The following is a 21,865-nucleotide window of genomic DNA, read 5'->3' as shown; positions in this document are numbered from 1 at the left end:
TAATTAAACAAAATTCTTCGACTTTTATACATAAAAACGCATATTAATTCACATAAGTATTTAAAATAAAAAATAATTAAGGATAAAAATTAAGGACAGGATTTTGCAGTTGAAGCAAGTTATGGCAGGAGTTGCCTTTATTCTTATTGCTACAGTGTGTGGTGTGTTGATTGCAATCTGGGTATTTAAACATTTTAATATTTATATTCCACTTGAAAATCAAGCTGTACGTATCGATTTAAAAGAGCCTTTACAAGCCAAAGTACAAATTCATGACGCATTAGATGTGGATGTCCAAGGAAAAGTGAAAGCTGAAATTCCTATTCATGAAAAGCTAAACTTACCGATTACACAAACCTTAACCCCACATGTGTATTTTGATAATGAAGTCCCAATTCAAACCACAATTCCTGTGAATGAAGTGATCAAAATCAATCAGGATATGCCGATTGATACCAAGGTTAAAGTCACTGTTTTAGGCAAAGATATTACTTTACCGTTAAAAGGGAACATCCCGATTCATATGGATGTGCCGATTAATTTACAAGTACCACTCAACCAAAATATTCATTTAAAGTTTGATGCGCCTGTAAAGGTTTTACTTAAAGAAAATTTACATGTGCCACTTGATGCGACATTAAAAACCAATATTCCAATTCAAGGCCACCTCAATGTTCCAATTAAATCAGCACTTCAAGCAACAGTAGATGTTCAAAATACATTACCGGTAAAAATTGAAAAAGGGCAGCTTAAAATTCCGCTCAATAGTTTAAGGCTATCACGTCGCGATCATCCGCCAGTAGAACCACAACAGCCACAGTCCGAAGCTTTAAAATAGGGTGGTATGGAAATGTGGATCTTTAAATCTATACGAAATTTGTTGTTCACTTTTATCAGCGTCGTGTTGCTCATTGCACTGTGCGTTTGGTTATATTTGAATATTCATGCCTCAATGCAGGTTTCTGCACAAAGCGCACAAATTCAATTGTCGGAATCTTTACCGACAAAAATCCATGTGGGGAATTATTTACAAACACATGCACAAGGCGCTTTAGATACTGAGTTGACGATTGACCGTGAGTTGGCTTTACCTTTGAAAGGCAAATATTTGGCTAATTTAAGTTTTGTTGTGACAACGCTGATTGAGGTTGAGCTTGATTATGAGACTGATATTCAGATTGAAACGCTAATGCCATTAGAAACAACTACGGACTTGGTTTATCAAAATAAACTGTTGCCTCAATTTCCTTTAAAAGTGGATATTCCGATTAAACTTTCGGTGCCATTTAAGTTAAAACGACGTTATCAAGTTCCGATCAAAATTATGTTTGATGGGCCGGTTTATTTAGAATTTGATGAAGTGATTCATTTATATGTTAAGCATAAACTTAAGCCAATACTGAATATTAATGATCCAATGACGATGAAAAAAATTGCGGTGTTCCGTGCAACCATGTACAACACAGAAAGACAGTCCCTCGCAGATCTGGAGATGAATATCGATTTTCCTATCAAAAATATTCATCCTTAATTACTCAGTAGAGCATGGGCTTAAATTTTGTATTTAAGCCCATGCTCATCTTTAAAATACCTAAAATAAAGCTTTAACCTGATCCTGAATATGCGTTGTTTTACGACCAATCAAATGTTCCAAGTCTTTACTTTCACTATACATTGCACCATTTACAGTCTGTACATCTGCGTCAACAATAACTGCTACCAGTGCTTGGGGTAACCCTGCCGTAAGCAGTGCCTGAGTATAATCTTCTGGGCTGATATCTTGATACTGTATAGTTTTACCTGATGCCAAAGCGATATAAGAGGCTAAATCTGCAAGGGTAAAATGATTTGAACCTGCAAGCTCATAAGTTTTATTTTCATGACCTGCAGAAGCAAGGACTTTGGCCGCAGCTTCGGCATAATCTAAACGAGAAGCTGAACTGATTTTTCCATTTTGAGCGCTGCCGTAAAGTGTTCCTGTTTCCGCAGTATGCTTAACGTTGCCAAGATAATTTTCGTTATACCAATTGTTGCGTAAAAAAGTATATTTCAAACCGCTTTGCAGAATGAGAGCTTCTGTTTCACGATGTTCTTGTGCTAAACCGAGTGGGTTATCTGTTGCATTGAGTAAGCTGGTATAGGCAATGTATTCAACTTTGGCTGCGACAGCTGCCTCTATAACTGCTTTATGCTGAGGCGTTCGACGACCAATTTCATTGGCTGAAATTAAAAGTAATTTATCTATGTGGTTTAATGCAGGTATCAATGTTTCAGGTTGATCATAGTTAAATAGGCGAAGTTCAATCCCTTGTTGTTTAAGCGACTGTGCTTTATCTATATTTCGAACCAGCGCTACAATATTTTCAGCGGCAGTATGTTGAAGTAAGGCTTGGATCACCAATTGTCCAAGTTGGCCCGTTGCACCTGTAATTGCGATTTTCATAATTTCACCTTTAAATATGATTTAAATTGGATGTTTTTTAAACTTGATGTTATGATCATAATCATTAAACTTACTATATGTAAGTACGTACCTAAAAGTAAGCTAATTACTGTGTAGAGAGAATTTATGAGCATCTATGCTTCAAGTGATTTAATTGGTCAAGTTTTATCCAGTCAGTGCCCATCTAGAGAAATATTGGAGCATTTAACTAGCAAATGGTCTGTATTGGTTTTACGTTGTTTAAATGATGGCGTACAACGTTTTAGCGAACTGCGTAATCGAATTGAGGGAATCAGCGAAAAAATGCTTGCACAGACATTAAAAGTGCTTGAACAAGATGGCTTTATATTGAGAACGGTTTACCCTGAAGTACCACCGAAAGTAGAGTATCAATTGACGATTTTAGGTGCACAAGCGGCTGAAAAATTAAACTATTTGATTGGTTGGATCGAGCGCAGTTTGCCCGATATCTTAGAGAATAAACAGAGATTGCAAAAGTAAAACTCAGTTGATTTTATACTCACCAAGAACTTGATCGCTAAGTGAGTATATTGGAAGGGAGGGAGGCCTTATTCTTGAGGATGATTCTCTTTTGCCGTAGCTTTTAAAGCGACTAATCCTGTTATGATTGCACCAATGGTGGCTAAGAACATATCCTTATGCGCATCCCATATATCACCTTGTTGCCCATTGTAGTTTTCAGCTTCTTCTGGGGATAGGCCAATGGCAATCCACCATTCAATCCATTCATAAAATAAACTGGTTGCCATAACAAATTGAATGACCAATAAAAATAAGGTTTTAGGCTTTAAGTTTGGTAACCACACTTGGAAAATTCGGTAGAAAAATGGGTAAAGAAATAAGCCATAGAATAAGTGTACAAAGCGGTCAAACATGTTACGTGTCCACCCCATTGCTTGATTGAGATCAAAGTGTAAGTATTTGATTGACCAATCATTATAAGGCACATAAGAATAAAGATAATGTGCAGCAATCACATGAATCACCAAGAAGAAGATGTACAATAAAAATGATGAAAATGTCAGCCCTATTTTCTTTAAACAGAAAAATAGAACAATCAGCATGAGTAAGGTGCCAATCTGATGCAGCATGTAGGATGGGTATTCTAAAGGATTGATACTGGCAAGAATGATTGCGATTGCAAGCATAGCAAGAACAAGCCAATGTTTTTTTGTTAAGGCATGATAAATCATTATGGTATTTTCTAAAAATTATTACTGCGCATTGTAATCAAAATGCAAAAAAATGCGAAGCATCGGCTTCGCATTTTTTAGGTCTTTTAGAAGATTAAAAGCTTAGATTTTAGCAATCAAATCTTTAATTTGTTTGGCTTGATCCGCAGCATTACCTGTGTAAGTTGCAGGGGTCATTTCAGCTAAGCGTGCACGATCAGCAGCAGGTACAGCTTCAAGTTCAGTGCCATTGACAAAATCAACCATCATGTCACGTGTCATCGCTTGACCACGAGTCAATGCTTTTAATTTTTCATATGGTTTTTCAACTGCATAACGACGCATTACAGTTTGGATTGGTTCAGCCAATACTTCTTGAGCATGATCAAGATCTTCAATAATACGTGCTGCATTAAGCTCAAGTTTACCAATACCTTTTGAACATGCTTCAAAAGCAATTAAACTTTGTGCCAAGCCAACACCCATGTTACGTAATACAGTCGAGTCTGTAAGGTCACGCTGCCAACGAGAAATTGGTAATTTTTCGCCTAAGTGCGCTAATACTGCATTGGCAATGCCCAAGTTACCTTCAGAGTTTTCAAAATCAATTGGATTGACTTTGTGAGGCATTGTAGAAGAACCGACTTCACCTTCTTTTAAACGTTGTTTAAAGAAGCCTAAAGAGATATAGCCCCAAACGTCACGGTTAAAGTCGATTAAAATTGTGTTAAAACGACGTAAAGCATCGAACAATTCCGCGATGTAATCGTGTGGTTCGATTTGAGTTGTATAAGGGTTGAAGGTTAAACCGAGTGATTCAACAAATGCTTGCGAGTGAGCAGGCCAGTTGATTTCAGGATAAGCAGAGTAGTGCGCGTTGTAGTTACCTACCGCACCATTAATTTTGCCTAATAATTCAACTTGTTTAAACTGTTTGATTTGACGCGCTAAACGATATGCAACGTTGGCCATTTCTTTACCCAAAGTAGTTGGGCTCGCAGTTTGACCATGGGTACGTGATAGCATTGGTTGTTCTGCATGTGTTTCAGCTAAAGCCACAATAGAATCAACAATTTGTTGCATAGCAACAACTAACACTTCACGACCATTTTTCAACATCAAAGCGTGAGAAAGGTTGTTGATGTCTTCTGAAGTACAAGCAAAGTGAATAAATTCGCCTGCATTTTTAAGCTCATCAATATGTGCAATTTTTTCTTTTAAGAAATATTCAACCGCTTTTACATCATGGTTAGTAGTACGTTCAATTTCTTTAATGCGGTTAGCATCATCTTCAGAAAATTGAGTAACAATCGCATCTAAAGCGGTATTGGTTGCAGCAGAAAAAGCTGGAACTTCTGTGATTTCAGGACGATTTGCAAGCGCTTGTAACCAACGCACTTCAACAGTCACACGAGCATGGATTAGACCAAACTCAGAGAGGTAAGGGCGTAATGCATCACATTTGCTTGCATAGCGTCCGTCTAGTGGAGAAAGTGCGGTTAAAGCGTTCATAAAGATTCCTTAAATTTTGGAATTAGAGCGAATGGCGTAACTCGAACAGTATCAAATTAAACAACCTGATATTGTAATCGAGCAAGATCTTGAATATCTTGAAGAAGTTTGCGTTTGCTAAAGATCATATTCCATGAGCTTCCACCTAATTGACGCCATAGGTGAGCCATTTGTAAGCCTGTGAATAAACTGGCACGGATACGATTGGTATGTGCAGAGTCTTTAAAGGCTTCTGCATTACCGCGGACTAGAATTCGGGGGTTAATTTGACCAGCAGTGTCGACATAGGTCTGTGCTAAATTGGCAATGATACTTGGATGTAAATAGTTATTATCAAAAAAAGACAGCTGTTTTAATATTTTTTGTTGAGATTGTTCAATAATTTCAACAAACTTTGGATTGCTATAAACTTTTTTTTCCAAGGCCAATAATGACATGGCATAAGTCATTGGCAGTTTTGCATTGGCAATTTTAGGAATTCTAGATTTCGGTGATGCTGAGAAAGGTTGTGTAATGCTACTTTCTAAAGTTTTTAAACCTAAGGAAATGTCTGCCAATTGATTGAAGAAGTCTAAAGTTTGACCTGATGAATTGGCAGTGGCACGGATATTGAGGCTGGCTTTGATGAGCTGTTCAAAATAGAAATTACCACTTTCACCAATACTTTGACGCCCTGACATTGCAGTCATATGCGTCAGCTGTGTTGCTTGAAACACAGCTGCTAACGCCAAAGCTCGGTTTTGGCGTTGATTCAAAGTTTGAGGCTGTTGAAAGGGCAACTCAACCATGCCTAAATTCCTTTAAATAATTTTTAATCATTACTCAATAAAATCTGGTTTTGGTGCATTGGTATGATGAATCACACCCCCACCTAAACAGACTTCATCGACATAGAAAACAACACTTTGTCCCGGTGTTACGGCACGCTGTGCTTCATCAAATTCGACACGAACACCATTTGGCGTGTTTGCATCTTTATAAATTGTACATGCTTGATCAGGTTGACGGTAACGAGTTTTTGCCGTGCATCGGAAACCTGTGTCAGGAATTGCTTGTTCACCTGCAACCCAGTCAATTGTTTCAGACCATAAAATGGTACTTTGCATCAGTGGGTGTTCATGACCTTGTCCAACTACAAGACGATTACCTTCGATGTCTTTATGTAAAACAAACCAAGCACCTTCTTCTGCGCCTTTGAGTCCACCTAAACCAATACCACCACGCTGACCGAGCGTATAGTACATTAAGCCGTGATGATCACCAACCTCTTTTCCTGTATCTAAGACAATTTTCCCGGGTTGAGCCGGTAAATATTGTTTTAAGAAGTCATTAAAACGGCGTTCACCAATAAAGCAAATCCCAGTGGAATCTTTTTTCTTGGCAGTGGCTAAACCCAGTTCTTCCGCAATTTTACGTACTTGAGGTTTTTCAATCTCACCAACTGGGAACAGGGTTTTATTGATTTCACGACCATGAACCGCATGAAGAAAATAAGTTTGATCTTTGTTATTGTCTACACCACGTAATAAAGGCGCATATTGATCACCTTTTGAATTGGTGGTTGTTTCGCCACGACGACAATAATGTCCAGTTGCAATAAAATCCGCGCCTAAATTGACAGCATGATCTAAGAATGCACGGAATTTAATTTCTTTATTACACAGAATATCGGGGTTTGGTGTACGACCAGCGGCATATTCTGCTAAGAAATGTTCAAAAACGCGATCCCAATATTCCATTGCAAAATTTGCAGTATGGAGTTTGATCCCAATTTTGTCACACACCGCTTGTGCGTCAGCAAGGTCATCCATTGCGGTACAATATTCCGTGCCATCATCTTCTTCCCAGTTTTTCATGAAAAGCCCTTCAACTTGATATCCTTGTTGAAGTAAAAGTGCAGCAGAAACAGATGAATCTACACCACCCGACATACCGACGATGACACGTTGTTGCATAGGATTAGGCATCCAAATTTGAAATTAAAGGAGAGTTTTGGTGCTCATAGATGAGCGAAAGTGGGTATTTTTGCCCAGAAAGTGCATCTTGTACAGCTTTAATGACCAAAGGACTTCTGGCGCGAGCAGATTCAAGCAGTTCTTCAAGTGTCATCCATTGTGGACCAATGATATCTGTATCCAGTTGTGCGTCTGGAAAGTATTCAGTCACATGTGCTAAAAAGCAAAATCTAAAATAAGTGCGGTCTGGAAACATGGGTGGGGTATAGGTATAGATCCCCAGTAATGAATTGATTTCTACTGCATATCCTGTCTCTTCCATGGTTTCACGTAACGCAGCTTGAATAATAGTTTCACCACATTCAACATGCCCGGCGGGTTGATTGAACACAGTATGGCTTACACCTTCGGTATATTCTTCTACAAAAAGAAATTTTCCATCTTTTTCTACAACTGTTGCAACAGTAACGTGGGGTGTCCAAGCGGTCATGACCAGCACCAAGGGAGATAAAGCATTATTCTACAAAATTTAGCACGTGGTGGCTATGTTCATGCGGATTTTCTTTGATCATCCTAAGCGGAGATGTATCCACAATATGCTCAAAATACTTCTGGGTGAGTTTGCTTATCTTGCATTTGAAGCTGAAATCTCAGCGCTTTAACTGATTAATCTATTATTTTATATCAGCTTGTTATAGGTCAGAATGTTTCACATAAAAATTACTATATAAACTGATGTATTTGGCTCTATCGATCCAGCTCAATATACGACTAGAATATTCATGTGCAGATGTGTTAAGTGTAATACGCAATATGTTTGTATGATTAAAGGACTTAATACCCAACACAGAATTAAATACATTCGCTATTTACGGGTGTACACCACTCAAACATAAAAGACTTTATTTGTTTGAATCTACTGTATCGTCGAATGTTTTTTGGATAGAATTAAAAGACATTGGCTATAAAAGATAGTCAAATCAAAAAAGCTTGAATTGGGGCTTGATCAAGCAACGTTTTATACAGGTAAAGCCAGTTCTTGTTTTAAGATCGCTTAGCCATTCCAATTCTTGGGCATACAATAGGATTTAAAAAGTATGATAAAGAAATTATTATGTATACCTTTAGGTGTATTACTGATCACTGGGTGTGCTTCAAATCCTAATGATGCCACTTCAAATGTAGGTACACAGGGATTATTAATTTGCCAGCCAAGTGAACTTTGTCCAATCGTCACTGTGGTGTGGAATGAGACACATAAAGACTTTTTAAAGGTGAAACTCAGCTTAAATAGCTCCTATACCAAATATAATATTGAAAAAGTTGTATTTAGTGATGGTGCAAAAAGTCACTCATTTAATGTGATTGGTCCAACTGAAATTGATTTTGCATTTAAAGCAAATCGTTCTCGTAACAGTGTGCTTATTCCAGTCAACCTAATGGGGGACTTCAAAGGCTCGCAAAATATCTTTATGGAAATACATACAGATCAAGGTGTGATTACCCGCTATATTTTAAAAGACAATGTCAAAGCACCAGTATTTGAAGAATTAACCAAATACTACAAGGTCTCTGAATAGCGGTTTGATCCAAAATGTAATGCCTAATTCCACTGTAGTTCAGTGGAATTAGATTTACTTGAGCAACATGTATTTAAATAACAAGTACGTTTTTAAGCATGCCTAGGTATTTGCTTTAATCCTATGGTTAATCGTTCGCTTCTAAATAATGATTTGCTACTTTGACATAGTGTCTTGCTGAATAAGGCAAAAATTCCTTTTCTTTGTCAGTTAAAGGGCGAACCTTTTGCACTGGGCTTCCTACATAGAGATAACCACTTTCTAAGCGCTTACGCGGTGGAACCAGTGAGCCTGCACCAATCATGACATCATCTTCAATCACCACATCATCTAGAACAATTGTATTAATTCCCACTAAAACCCGGTTGCCAATGGTACAACCATGTAAGGTGACATGATGTCCAATGGTCACATCTTCTCCAATCACTAAAGGTGAGCCATTGGGTTTTGCATCATTTTTATGACTGACATGTAACATGCAATGGTCTTGTACATTAGAATAACGGCCAATTTTAATGTGATTGACATCCGCACGAATCACCGCAAAAGGCCAAACCGATACATTCTCCGCCAAAATTACTTCACCGATTACAACCGAGAGATCATCGATATAACAGGTTGAATCAATTTTAGGATGATGGCCTAAATACGAACGAATATTTTTTTTCATGTTGGCTTCCATGTCAAAAGCAAAATTTAACCAGTGTATTTTTACCGAGTATAAATTAAAAAGGCATCCAAATCTGTGATCAGGATGCCTGTGCTTTAGTCTAATAAATTCAATATTAGGTTTAAGCGAATAACTTAGAACAAGTTGCTAAAGAACATTTTGATATGGTCGATCAAGCGAGAGAAGAAGCCTGCTTCTTCTACAGCTTTTAACGCCACTAATGGTTTTTCAGCAATCACTTTACCATCTAAAGTTGCTGTTAATTTACCAACAACTTGACCTTGTTTTAATGGTGCATTTAAGTTGGGTTGAACAGTGACTTGTGTTTTGATGGCATTGGCTTGACCTTTAGGCATGGTCACATTGAAGTTTTCAGCTAAACCAATTTGTACATCATTTTCTTTACCAAAATAAACTTTTGCTTTAGCAAGCACTTGATTTGCAGGTTGAACACTGACTGTTTCAAAGTTTGAATAACCCCAAGCTAACAATGAGCGTGTTTGGCTGGCACGTTCATTCATCGATGGTGCACCAAAAATCACAGAAATCAAACGCATTGGGCCGCGTTTTGAAGATGTGGTTAAGCAATAACCTGCTTCATCGGTATGACCTGTTTTTAAGCCATCAACACTTGGGTCGGTATACAGCAAGGCATTACGGTTACCTTGTTTAATCCCGTTGAAGGTAAATTCTTTTTCAGAATAAATAGGATAATATTTTGAACTGTCATGAATGATATGTTTAGCAAGTACCGCCATATCTTTTGCAGTTGAGTAGTGACCCTCAGCAGGCATACCCGTTGCATTGATAAAGTGTGTATTGACCATACCTACACGTTTGGCTTCTTGGTTCATTGCATAGGCAAATGAACCTTCATTACCTGAAATATGTTCAGCCATTGCTTTAGATGCATCATTACCCGACTGGATAATAATGCCTCGTAACATTTCTAAAACTGTTGCAGTACCATTTAACGGCACATACATACAAGATTCAGTACTGCTACCACGACACCATGCAGACTCATTCATGCGAACTTTTTCACTTTCGGTCAGTTCGCCTTTAAGAAGTTTTTGCTCAATGATGTAACTCGTCATCATTTTCGTCATCGAAGCAGGTGCTAATTTTTCATTTTCATTCTTCGATGCAAGAATTTGACCTGTCTCATAGTCCATTAAGACATACGATTTATTATTTAATTCTGGCGGAGTGGTTAAGACGGTTGCTGCATAAGAAAATGAAGGTAAAAGTAATAATGCAGCAATGGCGCTTTTTCGAGTCATTCTAGGTCGTTCCAATCGTTATATGAGCACAAACAGGCTAGCATTTTAGGGCAAAGCAAAGCCGACTTCTATAAGGAAAGTCGGCTTATTTCTTACTTATTGTAACTAATTCAATATTTGTTGGATAAATTGCAGAAATCGTTATGACTGATAGTTACTAATGTCATTACAAATTGCTGTGTTTTCAGTATCACCCGCTTTTTTAGCATCACTTTTTGCTTCTTTTAAAGCTCTTTGGAAATCTTTTTGCTTGGAAAGTGATTTTAAGGTTGCTTTAGGATCTTTGTCATTTGGCATATAGTCTTTAAGCAAGTGATCAAAACCTTTATTAAATGCAGCATCTGTTTTGATTAGACTTGGGCAGATATCCGACAATACATAAATTGCAGCCAATTCTTCTTTAGAGACTTGTTGCTGGGTGACTTCGATTTTGTCAGATGCGGCAAAAGCATGGGTTATAAATAAACCACTTGCTGAAACAAGGCTTAATGTAAGCATTTTTAACGTCATACGCATAAATAACCTAATCAATTTTTAATTTGAGAATCTGCATAGATTAAACGTAAAAACTGTGAAAAATATAGAGAAAGTGTATCGATGTTGTAGATTTATTTGAAATTTTCGCACACTGAACAATGCAAAAGATGTCAAAAAAGGATTTTTTAACATCGCATTGGGGGGAGGTTTTTTATCTTATTTTAGTGTGGAAGTTCAAGTACATCTGCACATACTGCTTTGTGTTCAGCTTGATCAACTTCTTTGGCACTGATTTGTGCTTCTTTGAGTACAGTTTGGTATTCTGGATCTTGTTGAAGCTGAGTCAATGTTGTAGGTTTGGACAAATCCTTTAATAAGGTTTGGGTTAAACTTGCAATTTTAGTTTGAAATGCAGGGTTGTTTCCAATTAACGCTGGGCAAACTTCGGCAAGCACCTGTGTTGCGGCAATATCTTCTTTCGCAATTCGATCAGATTCTTGTGAAGTTAATGTTTCTGAAAATGCAGATTGTGCGCAAAGTGTGATGAGAGCGATAGAAATAGTATGAGTAAGAGAACGTGTAATCATCTTTATAGTCACAAATTAGATTTAAAATTGAGTAAGTAACTATATATAATTGTTCAATAAATTTGAATTAAATTACTCAGTAGTCATTTAATAATTTTTAGTCAGAGAACCTTTTAGTGAATATTTTAGTTGCCAATGATGATGGTGTTTTTGCACCAGGTATTCAAGCTTTAGCAAAAGCATTACGACCTTTAGGTCGAGTTGTTATTGTTGCGCCAGAAAGTGAACGCAGTGGTTATTCAAGTGCATTAACCCTAGATCGACCACTTCGACCGATTCAAGTTGCACCAGATATGTGGGCAGTCAATGGGACACCTGCTGATTGTGTTTATTTGTCCATGAATGGTTTATTTGATTTTGAGTTTGATTTAGTTGTCAGTGGAATCAATAGTGGGGCGAATTTAGGTGACGATGTCCTTTATTCTGGAACCGTAGGGGCGGCATTTGAAGGACGTTTGATGAAACAGCCAGCAATCGCAGTTTCATTGGCAGGCAGTAATGTACGTTCCTATGACAACCCTGGAGATTATGCACAAGCTGCAAACTGGGTTTACAGCTTTATTGCCAAAGGCTTACCCGAACTGCCTCCACGACATATCTTAAATATCAATATTCCCGATGTCGCTGAAATTTTAGGGGCTCAAATTACATATCAGGGGCGTCGAATACAATCAAAGCCGATAACCAGTCAGGTTGACCCGCGTGGTCGTCAAGTCTATTGGATTGGTTTGGCGGGTGAAGCGGTGACAGATCCGCAAAAAAATGCACAAAACCTGCAATCTGACTTTTTTGCCATTGCCAATGGTTGCGTCAGTATTACCCCAATTCAGATGGATGCAACCAATTACACAATTCTTGAAACACTACAATCACAACTCTCACATAGTCATTTTGATGTATGAGTGTTATAACTTTGTGAAAAAGCACTGTTAAACAGTGAAATGCGTGTGTATTTTGCTAATCTTAAGCAAATATTTTTAAATTTTAAGATTGTAGAGAGGGAAATCAATGCTTTTGGCTCGATCAACACTTCCAATTCAAATGCCTAAGCGATGGATGAAAATCATTTTGTCCACAATAGCAATCACCTCTGCCATAGTGGTGACTGGGTGTGCATCGAAGCCTCAAATTAATAACCCTACACGTTATGCTGTTGCGCCTGACTATTACACAGTTCGTTCTGGTGATACCTTAAGCGCAATCTCTATGCGTTATGGTTTGAGTTATCTCAGTGTTGCTGAAATGAATGATATTGCTGCGCCTTATCGAATTTATGTAGGCCAGTCATTACGTTTGAAAAAAGGTGGGGGCAATGTCACTCGATCTACAACGAAACCGTTGACGAGCAATGAACCGCAAATTCAACGTCAAACGATTAAGTTACCAACACAGCAGCCGACGTCGCCAACTGGTACAACGACGGCTCAGCCAGTAACGCCGCCGCCTGTACAAACGACGACGACAGTACAATCAACCCAATTGAGATGGGTAAAACCATCAAATGGATCTGTTATTGCAAATTATAATATTGCGAATAATATTAAAGGAATACGTTTTGGAGGGAATCAAGGTGATCCAATTTTTGCCGCAGCGGATGGACAGGTGGTTTATGCTGCAGATGGATTAAAAGAATATGGTAATCTTGTCTTAGTAAAACATATCGATGGTTACATTACTGCATATGCTCATAACAGCAAAATGTTGGTGAAAAGTGGTCAAACTGTGACAGCAGGACAGAAGATTGCAGAGATGGGATCTTCAGGTGCTAGCAGTACCATGTTGGAGTTTCAGGTACGTTTAGATGGAAAACCGATAAACCCAGCAAATATTTTACCAATAAATTAAATATTTTAATGCAAAGTGTAATTTTCTTCGTATAATACAATGAGTTGTTTTGAACAAAAAAGTGTGAAACAGCTCATAATTTCAGAGGGAAATTTATGTTAGATCAACTTCGGGCAATGGGTGTATTTGCTTGTGTTGTTGAAAAAAGCTCTTTTAGTGGTGCCGCGCGTGACCTTGGCATTACGACTAGTGCGGTTAGTCAGCAAATTAGATCTCTAGAACATGAAATGGAAGTGACACTTCTACATCGTTCTACGCGAAAGCTGAGTTTAACTGAGGCTGGTCAAGCTTTTTTCCACAGTTGTCAAGAAATGCTCGCTGCCGCAGAGCGTGGAAAAATCCGCATTAATGAGTTGCGCGATGATTTAGTTGGGGATTTGCGTATTGCGACAACCCCGGAAATAGGGGCAACACATGTTGTTCCTGCTTTATCGCATTGGATGTCTGCACATAGAGGTTTGATGGTTCATTTTGAAGCAGATAACCAATATATCGACTTGATTCAAGAGCGTATAGATATTGCTATTCGCATGTCTTCAAAAATCGAAGATGCGAATAACTTGAGCTGTATGCCACTTGCACGAGTCGATCAGATCTTAGTTGCATCGCCAAGTTATTTAAATCAAACAGCGCCTATTTCACGTCCTGAAGATTTACAGAATCATGATTTGATTCCGATAAATATCATGAAAAATTCTCAACATTTTTCATTTCAGCATGGTGCAACAGGTGAAGTTGTTAATTTAGAAATGAAGCATCGCCTTCAGACAAATAACGTATTTGTTGCAAAATCATTGTGCCAACATGGGCATGGTATTGCGCGAATCCTTTATTTAGATGTGCAAAAAGAATTAATGAACGGAACATTGGTTGAAGTGCTTCCAGAGTGGAAATTACCAACTTTCACTTTAAGTGCTGTGACCTTAAAGCGTGAACAGCAGCCGATGAAAATTCATCGTTGTTTGGATGCTTTGAAACAATATTTTAGCCAGTTGCCTGGTGGTAGAATTTTCCAAGAAGCTTCATAAAGTTCTAATTCTAATAAGTTCTAATAAAAAAGCCGCTTTAAAGCGGCTTTTCTATACTTGCAATTTGATAAGCATTCATGACAAAACCAAAAGAGATTAACGGGTTAATCTCTTAAAGTATTTATTCACAATTAGGCAAGGAACTCTTTAATTGCAGGTACTAAGCGTTTTAATAGATCATCTGCTTGCTCATGATTCATATTCAAAGCTGGCAGTAAACGAACCACATTGCCTGAAGTAACGTTAATAATTAAATGATGCTTATCACGTGCAATGTTTACTAATTCGGCACAGTCTTTAGGTAATTCGATACCAATCATCATGCCGAAACCGCGCACAATCACATTTTGCTCCACAAGTTGAGCACGGAACTGATCGACCAGATATGCTCCAATTTTAGCAGCATTTGCAACGATGTTTTCTTTTTGGATCAAGTCAATCACTGTGTAGACAACACGAGAGCCTAAATGCGTACCACTATAAGTAGAGCCATGATTTCCCGCAGCAAGTACTCCAACACCACGACCTTGTGTCATCACAGCACCGATTGGAAAACCATTTCCGAGGCCTTTTGCTGTGGTTAAAACATCTGGAATAATATTGGTGTGTTGATAAGCAAAGTATTTACCGGTACGGCCATTACCTGTTTGAACTTCATCTAGCATCATTAACCAATTATGTTGGTTGCAAATACGACGAATATCTTCAAGGTAGCTAAAGCCTTGAGGTGCGGTATTGACACCACCTTCACCTTGGATCGGTTCGACCAAAATTGCCACAATATCAGGATGCTGAATAGCGGCTTCTTCAATGGCTTCTACATCGCCAAAAGGCACACGAATAAAGCCTTCAACCAGTGGTGCAAAGCCTTCTTGAACCTTTTTATTGCCCGTAGCTGAAAGTGTTGCAAGGGTACGACCATGGAATGATTGATCCGCAACAATGATTTTTGGGTTGGAAACACCCTGTAAGTGACCAAATTTACGTGCAATTTTAATTGCACCTTCATTTGATTCTGCACCACTGTTTGAGAAAAAGATTTCTTCCATACCCGAAACTTCAGCCAGCTTTTGCGCTGCTGCAGTTTGCCAAGCGACTTCGTAAATATTGCTGGTATGGATTAATGTAGCCGCTTGTTCTGCAATAGCCTCAGCCAGAACAGGATGAGCATGTCCTAAGCCACACACAGCAATACCCGTCAATGCATCTAAATACTCAGTACCATTTTCAGTATAAAGATAAGAACCTCGTCCTCGGACAAAGCTGATCGGTTGACGGCTGAATACAGGCATCAAATGTGAAGGTTGATCAGTTTGTACCGGAGCGAGGGTGATGTTATTCATAACTAACTCTTATCTGTTAGGAGTGGAAAGGGTAAAGGATTATCTAACCAAAATATGCACAAGATTTAAAGCTTTAATATAAATAAAATTGGAAATAATCGTCTAGACATATTCTTTATTGTGGATTTAGGTATAATGCAGGCAGATGAGTTGAGGATTTAATCAATGACTGAACAAGCGCGTGATACAGAAGCGTTAATTCGCGATCAAATAGCTAAACATGCAGTACTTCTTTATATGAAAGGTACACCGCAATTTCCACAATGTGGTTTCTCTGCACGTGCAGTTGAAGCACTTAGTCAAATTGGTCGTCCATTTGCTTATGTAAATATCTTGGAAAATCCGGATATTCGTGCAACTTTGCCACAAATTGCAAATTGGCCTACATTCCCGCAATTGTGGATTAATGGTGAATTGATTGGCGGTAGCGACATTATGCTAGAAATGTTCCAAAATGGTGAATTAAAGCCATTGATTGAACAATATAGCCCAGCACCAGATGCTTAATAAGTTGATGATGTAGAAAAAGCACCGGAAGGTGCTTTTTTATTGGCTAAGATTATTTTGTTTTCGCTTGGCTATGCTGATCTGCAGCCTAGACGAGATTACGTCATGACTGATGCGCTGTTTCAATGTTTGTTTTTTGCATATTGGGTTTTGATATTTAGTAAACCACCCAAATATATAAGACAAAGCTTTGAATATTCAAAGCTTTGTCTATTTAAGGTCTAACCAAGAAGCAATTTAAGCTGACTTGCGCTTATTTTGCTTTGCTGCAACTTCAGCTTGGTTTTCGTCAGTAATGATGCTTGTTGATTCAGCTTCTGCCTTTTTCGGTTTTTTCCCTTTGTTCTTTTTTTTCTTTTTCTTTGGCTTGTGCTCTATTTCAACACCATCTTCCAAGGCTTGCCAATATTCAAGCTGTGCCATCACTGCTGCATAGATTGAACCTTTGGTATAACGACCTTTTTTATCTAATGCCCCAACAGGTCGAGCCATTAAGATTTCTAAAGCTTGATCAATGGTGTCTATTGCATGTATATGGAATTGACCCTCATTGACAGCCTCAATCACATCATGGCGAAGCATTAAATGCTGCATATTTTGACGTGGAATAATCACCCCTTGTTTGCCTGTCAATCCTTGGAGTTTGCATGCATCGAAGAATCCTTCAATTTTTGCATTGACCCCACCAATTGGTTGAACTTGACCCAATTGGTTCATCGAACCTGTGATCGCCCACGATTGATCAATAGGTAATTGGCAGATTGCGGAAATCAATGCAGATAGTTCTGCAACCGTGGCACTGTCACCATCCACTTGACCATAACTTTGTTCAAAGGCGAGGGCAGCAGAGAAATGCAAAATCTGTTCACGACCAAAATGAGCTTTTAAGAAACTCGACATCAACAAGACACCTTTGGCATGTAATGAACCACCAAGTTCTACACTGCGCTCAATATCTAAAATGTCACCGCCACCTTGATATACCGAAGCGGTTAAGCGTGACGGTAAACCAAATTCAACATCGGCATAGTGGATCACGGATAAAGCATTGATCTGACCTAAACGATGGCCGCGTGTCTCAATCAGTTGTGTACCACGTGACAAGTCTTGCCAATAAAGCTCTCTTAAATAGCCTAAGCGATATTGACGATGTTTTAGGGCAGTGTTGATATGATGAGAGGTGACTAACTTTTCATCTGACTGTGCAGCATGATGATGAGACTCACGGATCAAGTCACCTAGGGTCAAAGCATGTAAAGACAATGAACTCTGGTCTTCTGCTTGGCGACTTGAATCTGTTAGTAATGCTGCCAATGCCGAGCGATCAAAAGGCAGTAATTTGTCTTGTTGAACATAGTCTGCAATCAGTTGCATATAGGCTTGTTCATTATCATCATTACGTTGCAGGGTATCGGTAAAATCAGCACGAATTTTAAAAACACTGCCTAATTCTGGCTCTAGTTCTAAAATTTCATAATAAATTTCAGGTTCTGCCAATAAAACCACTTTTAAGTTGAGCGGCACAGATGCAGGCTCAATTGAAATACTGCCGGTTAAAGTCAACATGTGCTCTAGAGAAGACAGCTTTAATTGTCCTGATTTTAAAGCACGTTTTAACCCTTGCCATGCATAAGGCTGTTCTAACAGCTGTTCTGCTTCTAAAATTAAAAAACCACCATTGGCTTGATGCAATGAACCTGGGCGAATCAGAGTAAAGTCAGTGGTGATGGTGCCATTTTGCGTCAGCTGTTCAACATGTCCCAGTAAATTATAGTGTGTTGGGAAGTCTTCAAAAATAACTGGTGCACCAGAGTTTGGCTTATTGCTGACCACGACATTGGCTTGGTAACGTGAAGGAACCCGATTAAATAAAGCAGGAGAGAATTCTTCGCCTTCTTGATCTAAAATCGTTTCAACATTTTCAATGATATCTGCTGCAAAATGTTTTAAGTATTGATCGAGTCCGTGTACGGTTTTAAATTTACTTAAAATCAAATCTATACGAGGAATCACCACTTGTTTGGCGATATCACGATTCAGTTCAGAAACTTGATCACGTGCATCATCTTCCAAATCACCTAACTGAAGGCCAAGCCGTTCAAGCTTTTTATCCATATAACGCATATTGGAATTAATTTCTGCGCGTTGTTTACTGTCGAGCGCATTAATATCTTCCTGTGACATTTCCAATACTTTGTCATCTTTGACATGGATCGGCACAAAAATATGTTCATCGTTACGATTAATCAGTTTTAGGTCGAGGTCTTCGCCTTCTTTGGTCAGTTCAACTAAAGCGAGTTGTTGCTCATTTCCCGTGATTTGACGAATACGTTCAATACGATTGTGATAAGTTTCAGCACTAAAGCGACGTTCAAGTTGCTTGAGAATGGTTTGCCATGCTTGGTGGATTAAAGCTTGAAACTTACTGCCTTGACCCGCTTGAAAACGTAGTGCAATCGGTTGTCGCGCATTTTTAAAATTATAAACATAGACCCAATCATCAGGCGTTTGCATGGTTTTGGCATGCTGCTGTAACAAGCGCTTGATCATGGTTCTTTTGCCAAGACCTGCCGTCCCCACAGCAAAAATGTTGTAGCCTGAATAAGGTAAAGCAATCCCTGCTTCTACAGAGGCTCTGGCGCGATCTTGCCCTAAGAAATTATTTAAAGGCTTGATTCTCTTGGTTGAGGTAGGAATCTTGCTTAGATTCGGGATATGCGTCAGTTGTTCTGATTTTAGTGCGGTTTGTGTCAACGTGTTTTGAATTTCCGTTTGATCAAAAGCAGATGGAAAAATCGTTTCAGTTTTTTGTATTGGGGTTGCAGTCGTCGTAATTGAAACAGTAGTAGAGCTTAATTGATCGTGTCTTTGGGTCACAGGTGAAATCCAAAACTTATATGGGTTGAAAAGTTAAAGGTATACAGGATTGGGGGTAAAGATCAAGCGCCAAAAGCGGAAATATCTGTAAAAGCGCTCATCAGTTGCATAAAAGTGATTGAAACTCTAAGCATTAAGCGGTTGAATAGCACTATTTCATTTTTCAGAAAATAACAACGCAATGACAACGCAACTATCTCAGCAATCAGCTGAGCAGAATTCCACAGCAAAAAATGGATGGAAATCTGCTTTTGCCGCTTTTATCGATCGGCGTGCTGCAATTATGCTCTTTCTTGGGTTTTCAGCAGGTATTCCTATTCTGCTCATTTTTTCAAGTTTATCTTTATGGTTAGGTGAGGCCGGAATTGAAAAAAGTGCAGTGACTTTTTTTAGTTGGGCTGCGCTGGGCTATTCTTTTAAATTTGTATGGGCACCGCTGATTGATGAATTACCCGTCCCGATACTCACCAAAAAATTGGGTCGGCGCCGTGCTTGGTTGTTGATTGCACAAGTACTGATTATCTGTGCGATCTGTATTATGGCGTTTTCTGATCCTGCTTTGGGCCAAAGTTATATTTACCAAATGGCTGTGGGGGCGGTATTACTGGGGTTTTCCGCAGCGACGCAGGACATTGTGATTGATGCCTATCGAATCGAGCTGGCTGAAACCGAGATGCAAACGGTGTTGGCATCGACCTATAATGCAGGCTATCGTTTAGGGATGATTCTCGCTGGAGCAGGTGCTTTATTTCTTGCTGCTTCTTTGGGGACTGCAAAAGGGAACTATATTTATGAAGCGTGGAAATATACTTATTTAACGATGGCGCTGGTGATGCTAGTGGGCATTATCACCACTTTAGTAATCCGAGAACCTTTGGTTAATCGAGTTGATAAACACTATAAAAATATTGATTACTATCGTTTAGTTTTGGTCTTTATCTTGGCAGTGGCGAGTTTTGTTTGTTTATATATTTACTCCGATGACATGGTTCAATATCTGCAAGCGACTTGGAAAGTCGAAGACAACTTGCTGAAGTTTTTAATGGAAGCGGTACGCTTTTTAGGCTCAGGTTTTGGTGCAATTCTTGTTGCAACATCGTTGATTCGTTTTGGTGTCGTCAATAAAAAGATGGCCTATGAGACTTGGGTTAACCCGATTGCTGATTTTTTTAAGCGTTATGGGGTAAAGCTGGCATTGGTTCTACTGTTATTGATCGGTTTCTATCGAATTTCAGACATTATTGCGGGTGTTATTTCGAATGTTTTCTATCAAGATTTAAACTTCACCAAAGAGCAAATTGCAGAAGCCGTTAAAATTTACGGAGTTATTTTTAGCCTATTGGGTGGTTTTTTAGGTGGCTTACTTGCACAACGTATGAACATTATGAAATTGATGTTTGTCGGTGCAGTTTTGGCAAGTTCAACCAATTTGATCTTTATTGGATTGGTAAAATCTGGTGCACCGATGCAAGCTGTATCTGTACAGATTGGCGATAAGAAATTTCAAGCTCAACCTGATGAAGTAGGCTATTGGAAAGTTTCTGTGCCTCGTCAGGATTTGGTAGGGGAAAATACCATTCATATCAAAGCAGCATTGGTTGAACAGGCTGTCGCGAATGAATATACGGTGCCCTATTTAAAAGACAATGCTAAGCCCCAAATTCAATTATTGCCTATTACCAGTGACAATCAATTGTCTGCAACAGAAGCGAAGCAAAGTATTGTGGTTAAGGGGCAGATTGCAGGAATACCTATATCTGAGCTTAATCCAGATCAGCCGATTACCCTTAAACTCGATGGCAAAACTTATCCTGCAAAATTAGATAAAGATGGTTTGTTTAGTGGTGCGATTGACGGTAAAGCCTTATATGCTTCTGGCTCAAAAAATGTGATCGCCGTAGTCAATTATCAACACGCACAAGCAGCATTAAGTTCTCAACAAAGCTATCAATTAACAACGATAAAAAGTGATATCGATGTGGATATTCAACCACTTCCAGTGATCAAAGCGGATTCCTCTGCAGCCGTTGAAATTAAGGGTAAAGTGATTGAAAAATATAGTTCTGGTTGGCTGTATTTTGCCATTGTTGTCGATAATTTAGCTTCTGGTTTAGCGGGTGCAGCATTTATTGCGTTCTTGTCTAGTTTGACCAGTGTGTCATTTACAGCAGTTCAATATGCGATCTTTAGTTCATTGATGACGCTTACACCTAAGATTTTAGGCGGGTATTCTGGAACAATTGTCACCCACATTGGTTATCCTAAATTCTTTTTAATGACCACCTTAATTGGTATTCCGATTCTATTACTTGTGTTATGGGTTGGAAAATTATTGCGAGAACATCAAGCACAAAAGGTGAGTCAATCCATCGAGTAAGCGACTGAATTACTCAAGATAGATTTATGATGATCACAAAAAGCCTACTTTATCTTATAGGTAAAGTAGGCTTTTTTTATCGGAAGGTGGTTTGAATCATTGGATTGCTAACACATTCAAACAGCTTACTCGAAAGATAAAGCTGTAGTGTTTATCTAAAATAAGCGGTTATTGCTTAAAAATAATCC

General features: G+C 38.7%; 21 protein-coding genes. 9 read left to right on the top strand and 12 right to left on the bottom strand.

The window, feature by feature from the left end; translation table 11 throughout:
- The first annotated feature begins 103 nt into the window (after positions 1-103).
- Complete coding sequence (locus ACQ7EO_RS13165; protein WP_434277565.1) at positions 104-838, top strand: MFS transporter; 735 nt, start codon at positions 104-106, stop codon at positions 836-838.
- Between the two features lie 12 nt (positions 839-850).
- Positions 851-1,531, top strand: coding sequence for a hypothetical protein (locus ACQ7EO_RS13160; protein ID WP_434277564.1), 681 nt, complete (start codon positions 851-853; stop codon positions 1,529-1,531).
- A gap of 60 nt (positions 1,532-1,591) precedes the next feature.
- Here the strand turns inward: ACQ7EO_RS13160 and ACQ7EO_RS13155 are convergent, their stop codons facing one another.
- On the bottom strand, positions 1,592-2,443 hold the full coding sequence (locus ACQ7EO_RS13155) for an SDR family oxidoreductase (RefSeq protein ID WP_244015709.1): 852 nt from the start codon (positions 2,441-2,443) through the stop codon (positions 1,592-1,594).
- Between the two features lie 126 nt (positions 2,444-2,569).
- On the opposite strand from ACQ7EO_RS13155, the gene ACQ7EO_RS13150 reads away from it, so the two are divergent.
- Complete coding sequence (locus ACQ7EO_RS13150; RefSeq protein WP_004721299.1) at positions 2,570-2,944, top strand: winged helix-turn-helix transcriptional regulator; 375 nt, start codon at positions 2,570-2,572, stop codon at positions 2,942-2,944.
- 68 nt (positions 2,945-3,012) lie between these two features.
- Here ACQ7EO_RS13150 and ACQ7EO_RS13145 read toward each other — a convergent pair whose 3' ends face one another.
- From ACQ7EO_RS13145 to ACQ7EO_RS13125, 5 genes are all read right to left on the bottom strand, one after another.
- Complete coding sequence (locus ACQ7EO_RS13145) at positions 3,013-3,657, bottom strand: DUF2238 domain-containing protein (protein ID WP_434277561.1); 645 nt, start codon at positions 3,655-3,657, stop codon at positions 3,013-3,015.
- Between the two features lie 102 nt (positions 3,658-3,759).
- Positions 3,760-5,148, bottom strand: coding sequence for an adenylosuccinate lyase (purB, locus tag ACQ7EO_RS13140; protein WP_434277560.1), 1,389 nt, complete (start codon positions 5,146-5,148; stop codon positions 3,760-3,762).
- Positions 5,149-5,204: 56 nt separating this feature from the next.
- Complete coding sequence (gene hflD, locus ACQ7EO_RS13135; protein ID WP_004820699.1) at positions 5,205-5,936, bottom strand: high frequency lysogenization protein HflD; 732 nt, start codon at positions 5,934-5,936, stop codon at positions 5,205-5,207.
- A 30-nt stretch (positions 5,937-5,966) separates the two neighbouring features.
- The gene (gene mnmA / locus ACQ7EO_RS13130; protein ID WP_034613669.1) at positions 5,967-7,103 is read right to left on the bottom strand and encodes a tRNA 2-thiouridine(34) synthase MnmA; all 1,137 of its coding nucleotides are present in this window, start codon (positions 7,101-7,103) and stop codon (positions 5,967-5,969) included.
- 4 nt (positions 7,104-7,107) lie between these two features.
- Positions 7,108-7,593, bottom strand: coding sequence for an NUDIX hydrolase (locus ACQ7EO_RS13125; protein ID WP_004820704.1), 486 nt, complete (start codon positions 7,591-7,593; stop codon positions 7,108-7,110).
- Positions 7,594-8,200: 607 nt separating this feature from the next.
- Between ACQ7EO_RS13125 and ACQ7EO_RS13120 the strand changes: the two genes are divergently transcribed.
- The gene (locus tag ACQ7EO_RS13120) at positions 8,201-8,683 is read left to right on the top strand and encodes a hypothetical protein (RefSeq protein WP_434277558.1); all 483 of its coding nucleotides are present in this window, start codon (positions 8,201-8,203) and stop codon (positions 8,681-8,683) included.
- 127 nt (positions 8,684-8,810) lie between these two features.
- Here ACQ7EO_RS13120 and ACQ7EO_RS13115 read toward each other — a convergent pair whose 3' ends face one another.
- The 4 genes from ACQ7EO_RS13115 to ACQ7EO_RS13100 all read right to left on the bottom strand — a co-directional run bounded on the left by ACQ7EO_RS13115 (position 8,811) and on the right by ACQ7EO_RS13100 (position 11,700).
- Complete coding sequence (locus tag ACQ7EO_RS13115) at positions 8,811-9,353, bottom strand: gamma carbonic anhydrase family protein (RefSeq protein WP_004820708.1); 543 nt, start codon at positions 9,351-9,353, stop codon at positions 8,811-8,813.
- A 134-nt stretch (positions 9,354-9,487) separates the two neighbouring features.
- Positions 9,488-10,636, bottom strand: a complete 1,149-nt coding sequence (gene dacC, locus ACQ7EO_RS13110) for a D-alanyl-D-alanine carboxypeptidase PBP5/6 (protein WP_004820709.1) — start codon at positions 10,634-10,636, stop codon at positions 9,488-9,490.
- Positions 10,637-10,777: 141 nt separating this feature from the next.
- Positions 10,778-11,152 carry an MCR_0457 family protein gene (locus ACQ7EO_RS13105; RefSeq protein WP_434277557.1) on the bottom strand — a complete coding sequence of 125 codons (375 nt, stop codon included), beginning with the start codon at positions 11,150-11,152 and terminating at the stop codon, positions 10,778-10,780.
- Between the two features lie 182 nt (positions 11,153-11,334).
- Positions 11,335-11,700, bottom strand: a complete 366-nt coding sequence (locus tag ACQ7EO_RS13100) for an MCR_0457 family protein (RefSeq protein WP_034613664.1) — start codon at positions 11,698-11,700, stop codon at positions 11,335-11,337.
- Positions 11,701-11,816: 116 nt separating this feature from the next.
- On the opposite strand from ACQ7EO_RS13100, the gene surE reads away from it, so the two are divergent.
- The 3 genes from surE (at position 11,817) to ACQ7EO_RS13085 (ending at position 14,573) form a co-directional block, all read left to right on the top strand.
- Positions 11,817-12,602, top strand: a complete 786-nt coding sequence (surE, locus tag ACQ7EO_RS13095) for a 5'/3'-nucleotidase SurE (protein ID WP_034613661.1) — start codon at positions 11,817-11,819, stop codon at positions 12,600-12,602.
- A 106-nt stretch (positions 12,603-12,708) separates the two neighbouring features.
- A complete protein-coding gene (locus ACQ7EO_RS13090; protein WP_034613659.1) occupies positions 12,709-13,545 on the top strand; it encodes a peptidoglycan DD-metalloendopeptidase family protein in 837 nt (278 codons plus the stop codon).
- 95 nt (positions 13,546-13,640) lie between these two features.
- Positions 13,641-14,573, top strand: a complete 933-nt coding sequence (locus ACQ7EO_RS13085) for a LysR family transcriptional regulator (protein WP_004721269.1) — start codon at positions 13,641-13,643, stop codon at positions 14,571-14,573.
- Between the two features lie 131 nt (positions 14,574-14,704).
- On the opposite strand, the gene ACQ7EO_RS13080 is transcribed toward ACQ7EO_RS13085, so the two are convergent.
- A complete protein-coding gene (locus ACQ7EO_RS13080; protein ID WP_434277555.1) occupies positions 14,705-15,916 on the bottom strand; it encodes an aspartate aminotransferase family protein in 1,212 nt (403 codons plus the stop codon).
- A gap of 165 nt (positions 15,917-16,081) precedes the next feature.
- Here ACQ7EO_RS13080 and grxD point away from each other — a divergent pair, with 165 nt between their 5' ends.
- The gene (gene grxD, locus ACQ7EO_RS13075) at positions 16,082-16,423 is read left to right on the top strand and encodes a Grx4 family monothiol glutaredoxin (RefSeq protein WP_004820720.1); all 342 of its coding nucleotides are present in this window, start codon (positions 16,082-16,084) and stop codon (positions 16,421-16,423) included.
- 237 nt (positions 16,424-16,660) lie between these two features.
- On the opposite strand, the gene ACQ7EO_RS13070 is transcribed toward grxD, so the two are convergent.
- The gene (locus ACQ7EO_RS13070) at positions 16,661-19,300 is read right to left on the bottom strand and encodes a Lon protease family protein (protein WP_004820722.1); all 2,640 of its coding nucleotides are present in this window, start codon (positions 19,298-19,300) and stop codon (positions 16,661-16,663) included.
- 181 nt (positions 19,301-19,481) lie between these two features.
- Between ACQ7EO_RS13070 and ACQ7EO_RS13065 the strand changes: the two genes are divergently transcribed.
- Entirely contained in the window at positions 19,482-21,677 is a 2,196-nt protein-coding gene (locus tag ACQ7EO_RS13065; RefSeq protein WP_434277554.1) for an AmpG family muropeptide MFS transporter, read from the top strand.
- Positions 21,678-21,865 lie beyond the last annotated feature (188 nt).

Source organism: Acinetobacter sp. CE-15 (assembly GCF_051059255.1).
GTDB lineage: Bacteria > Pseudomonadota > Gammaproteobacteria > Pseudomonadales > Moraxellaceae > Acinetobacter > Acinetobacter guillouiae.
This window is presented reverse-complemented; position numbering and strand designations above follow the sequence as displayed.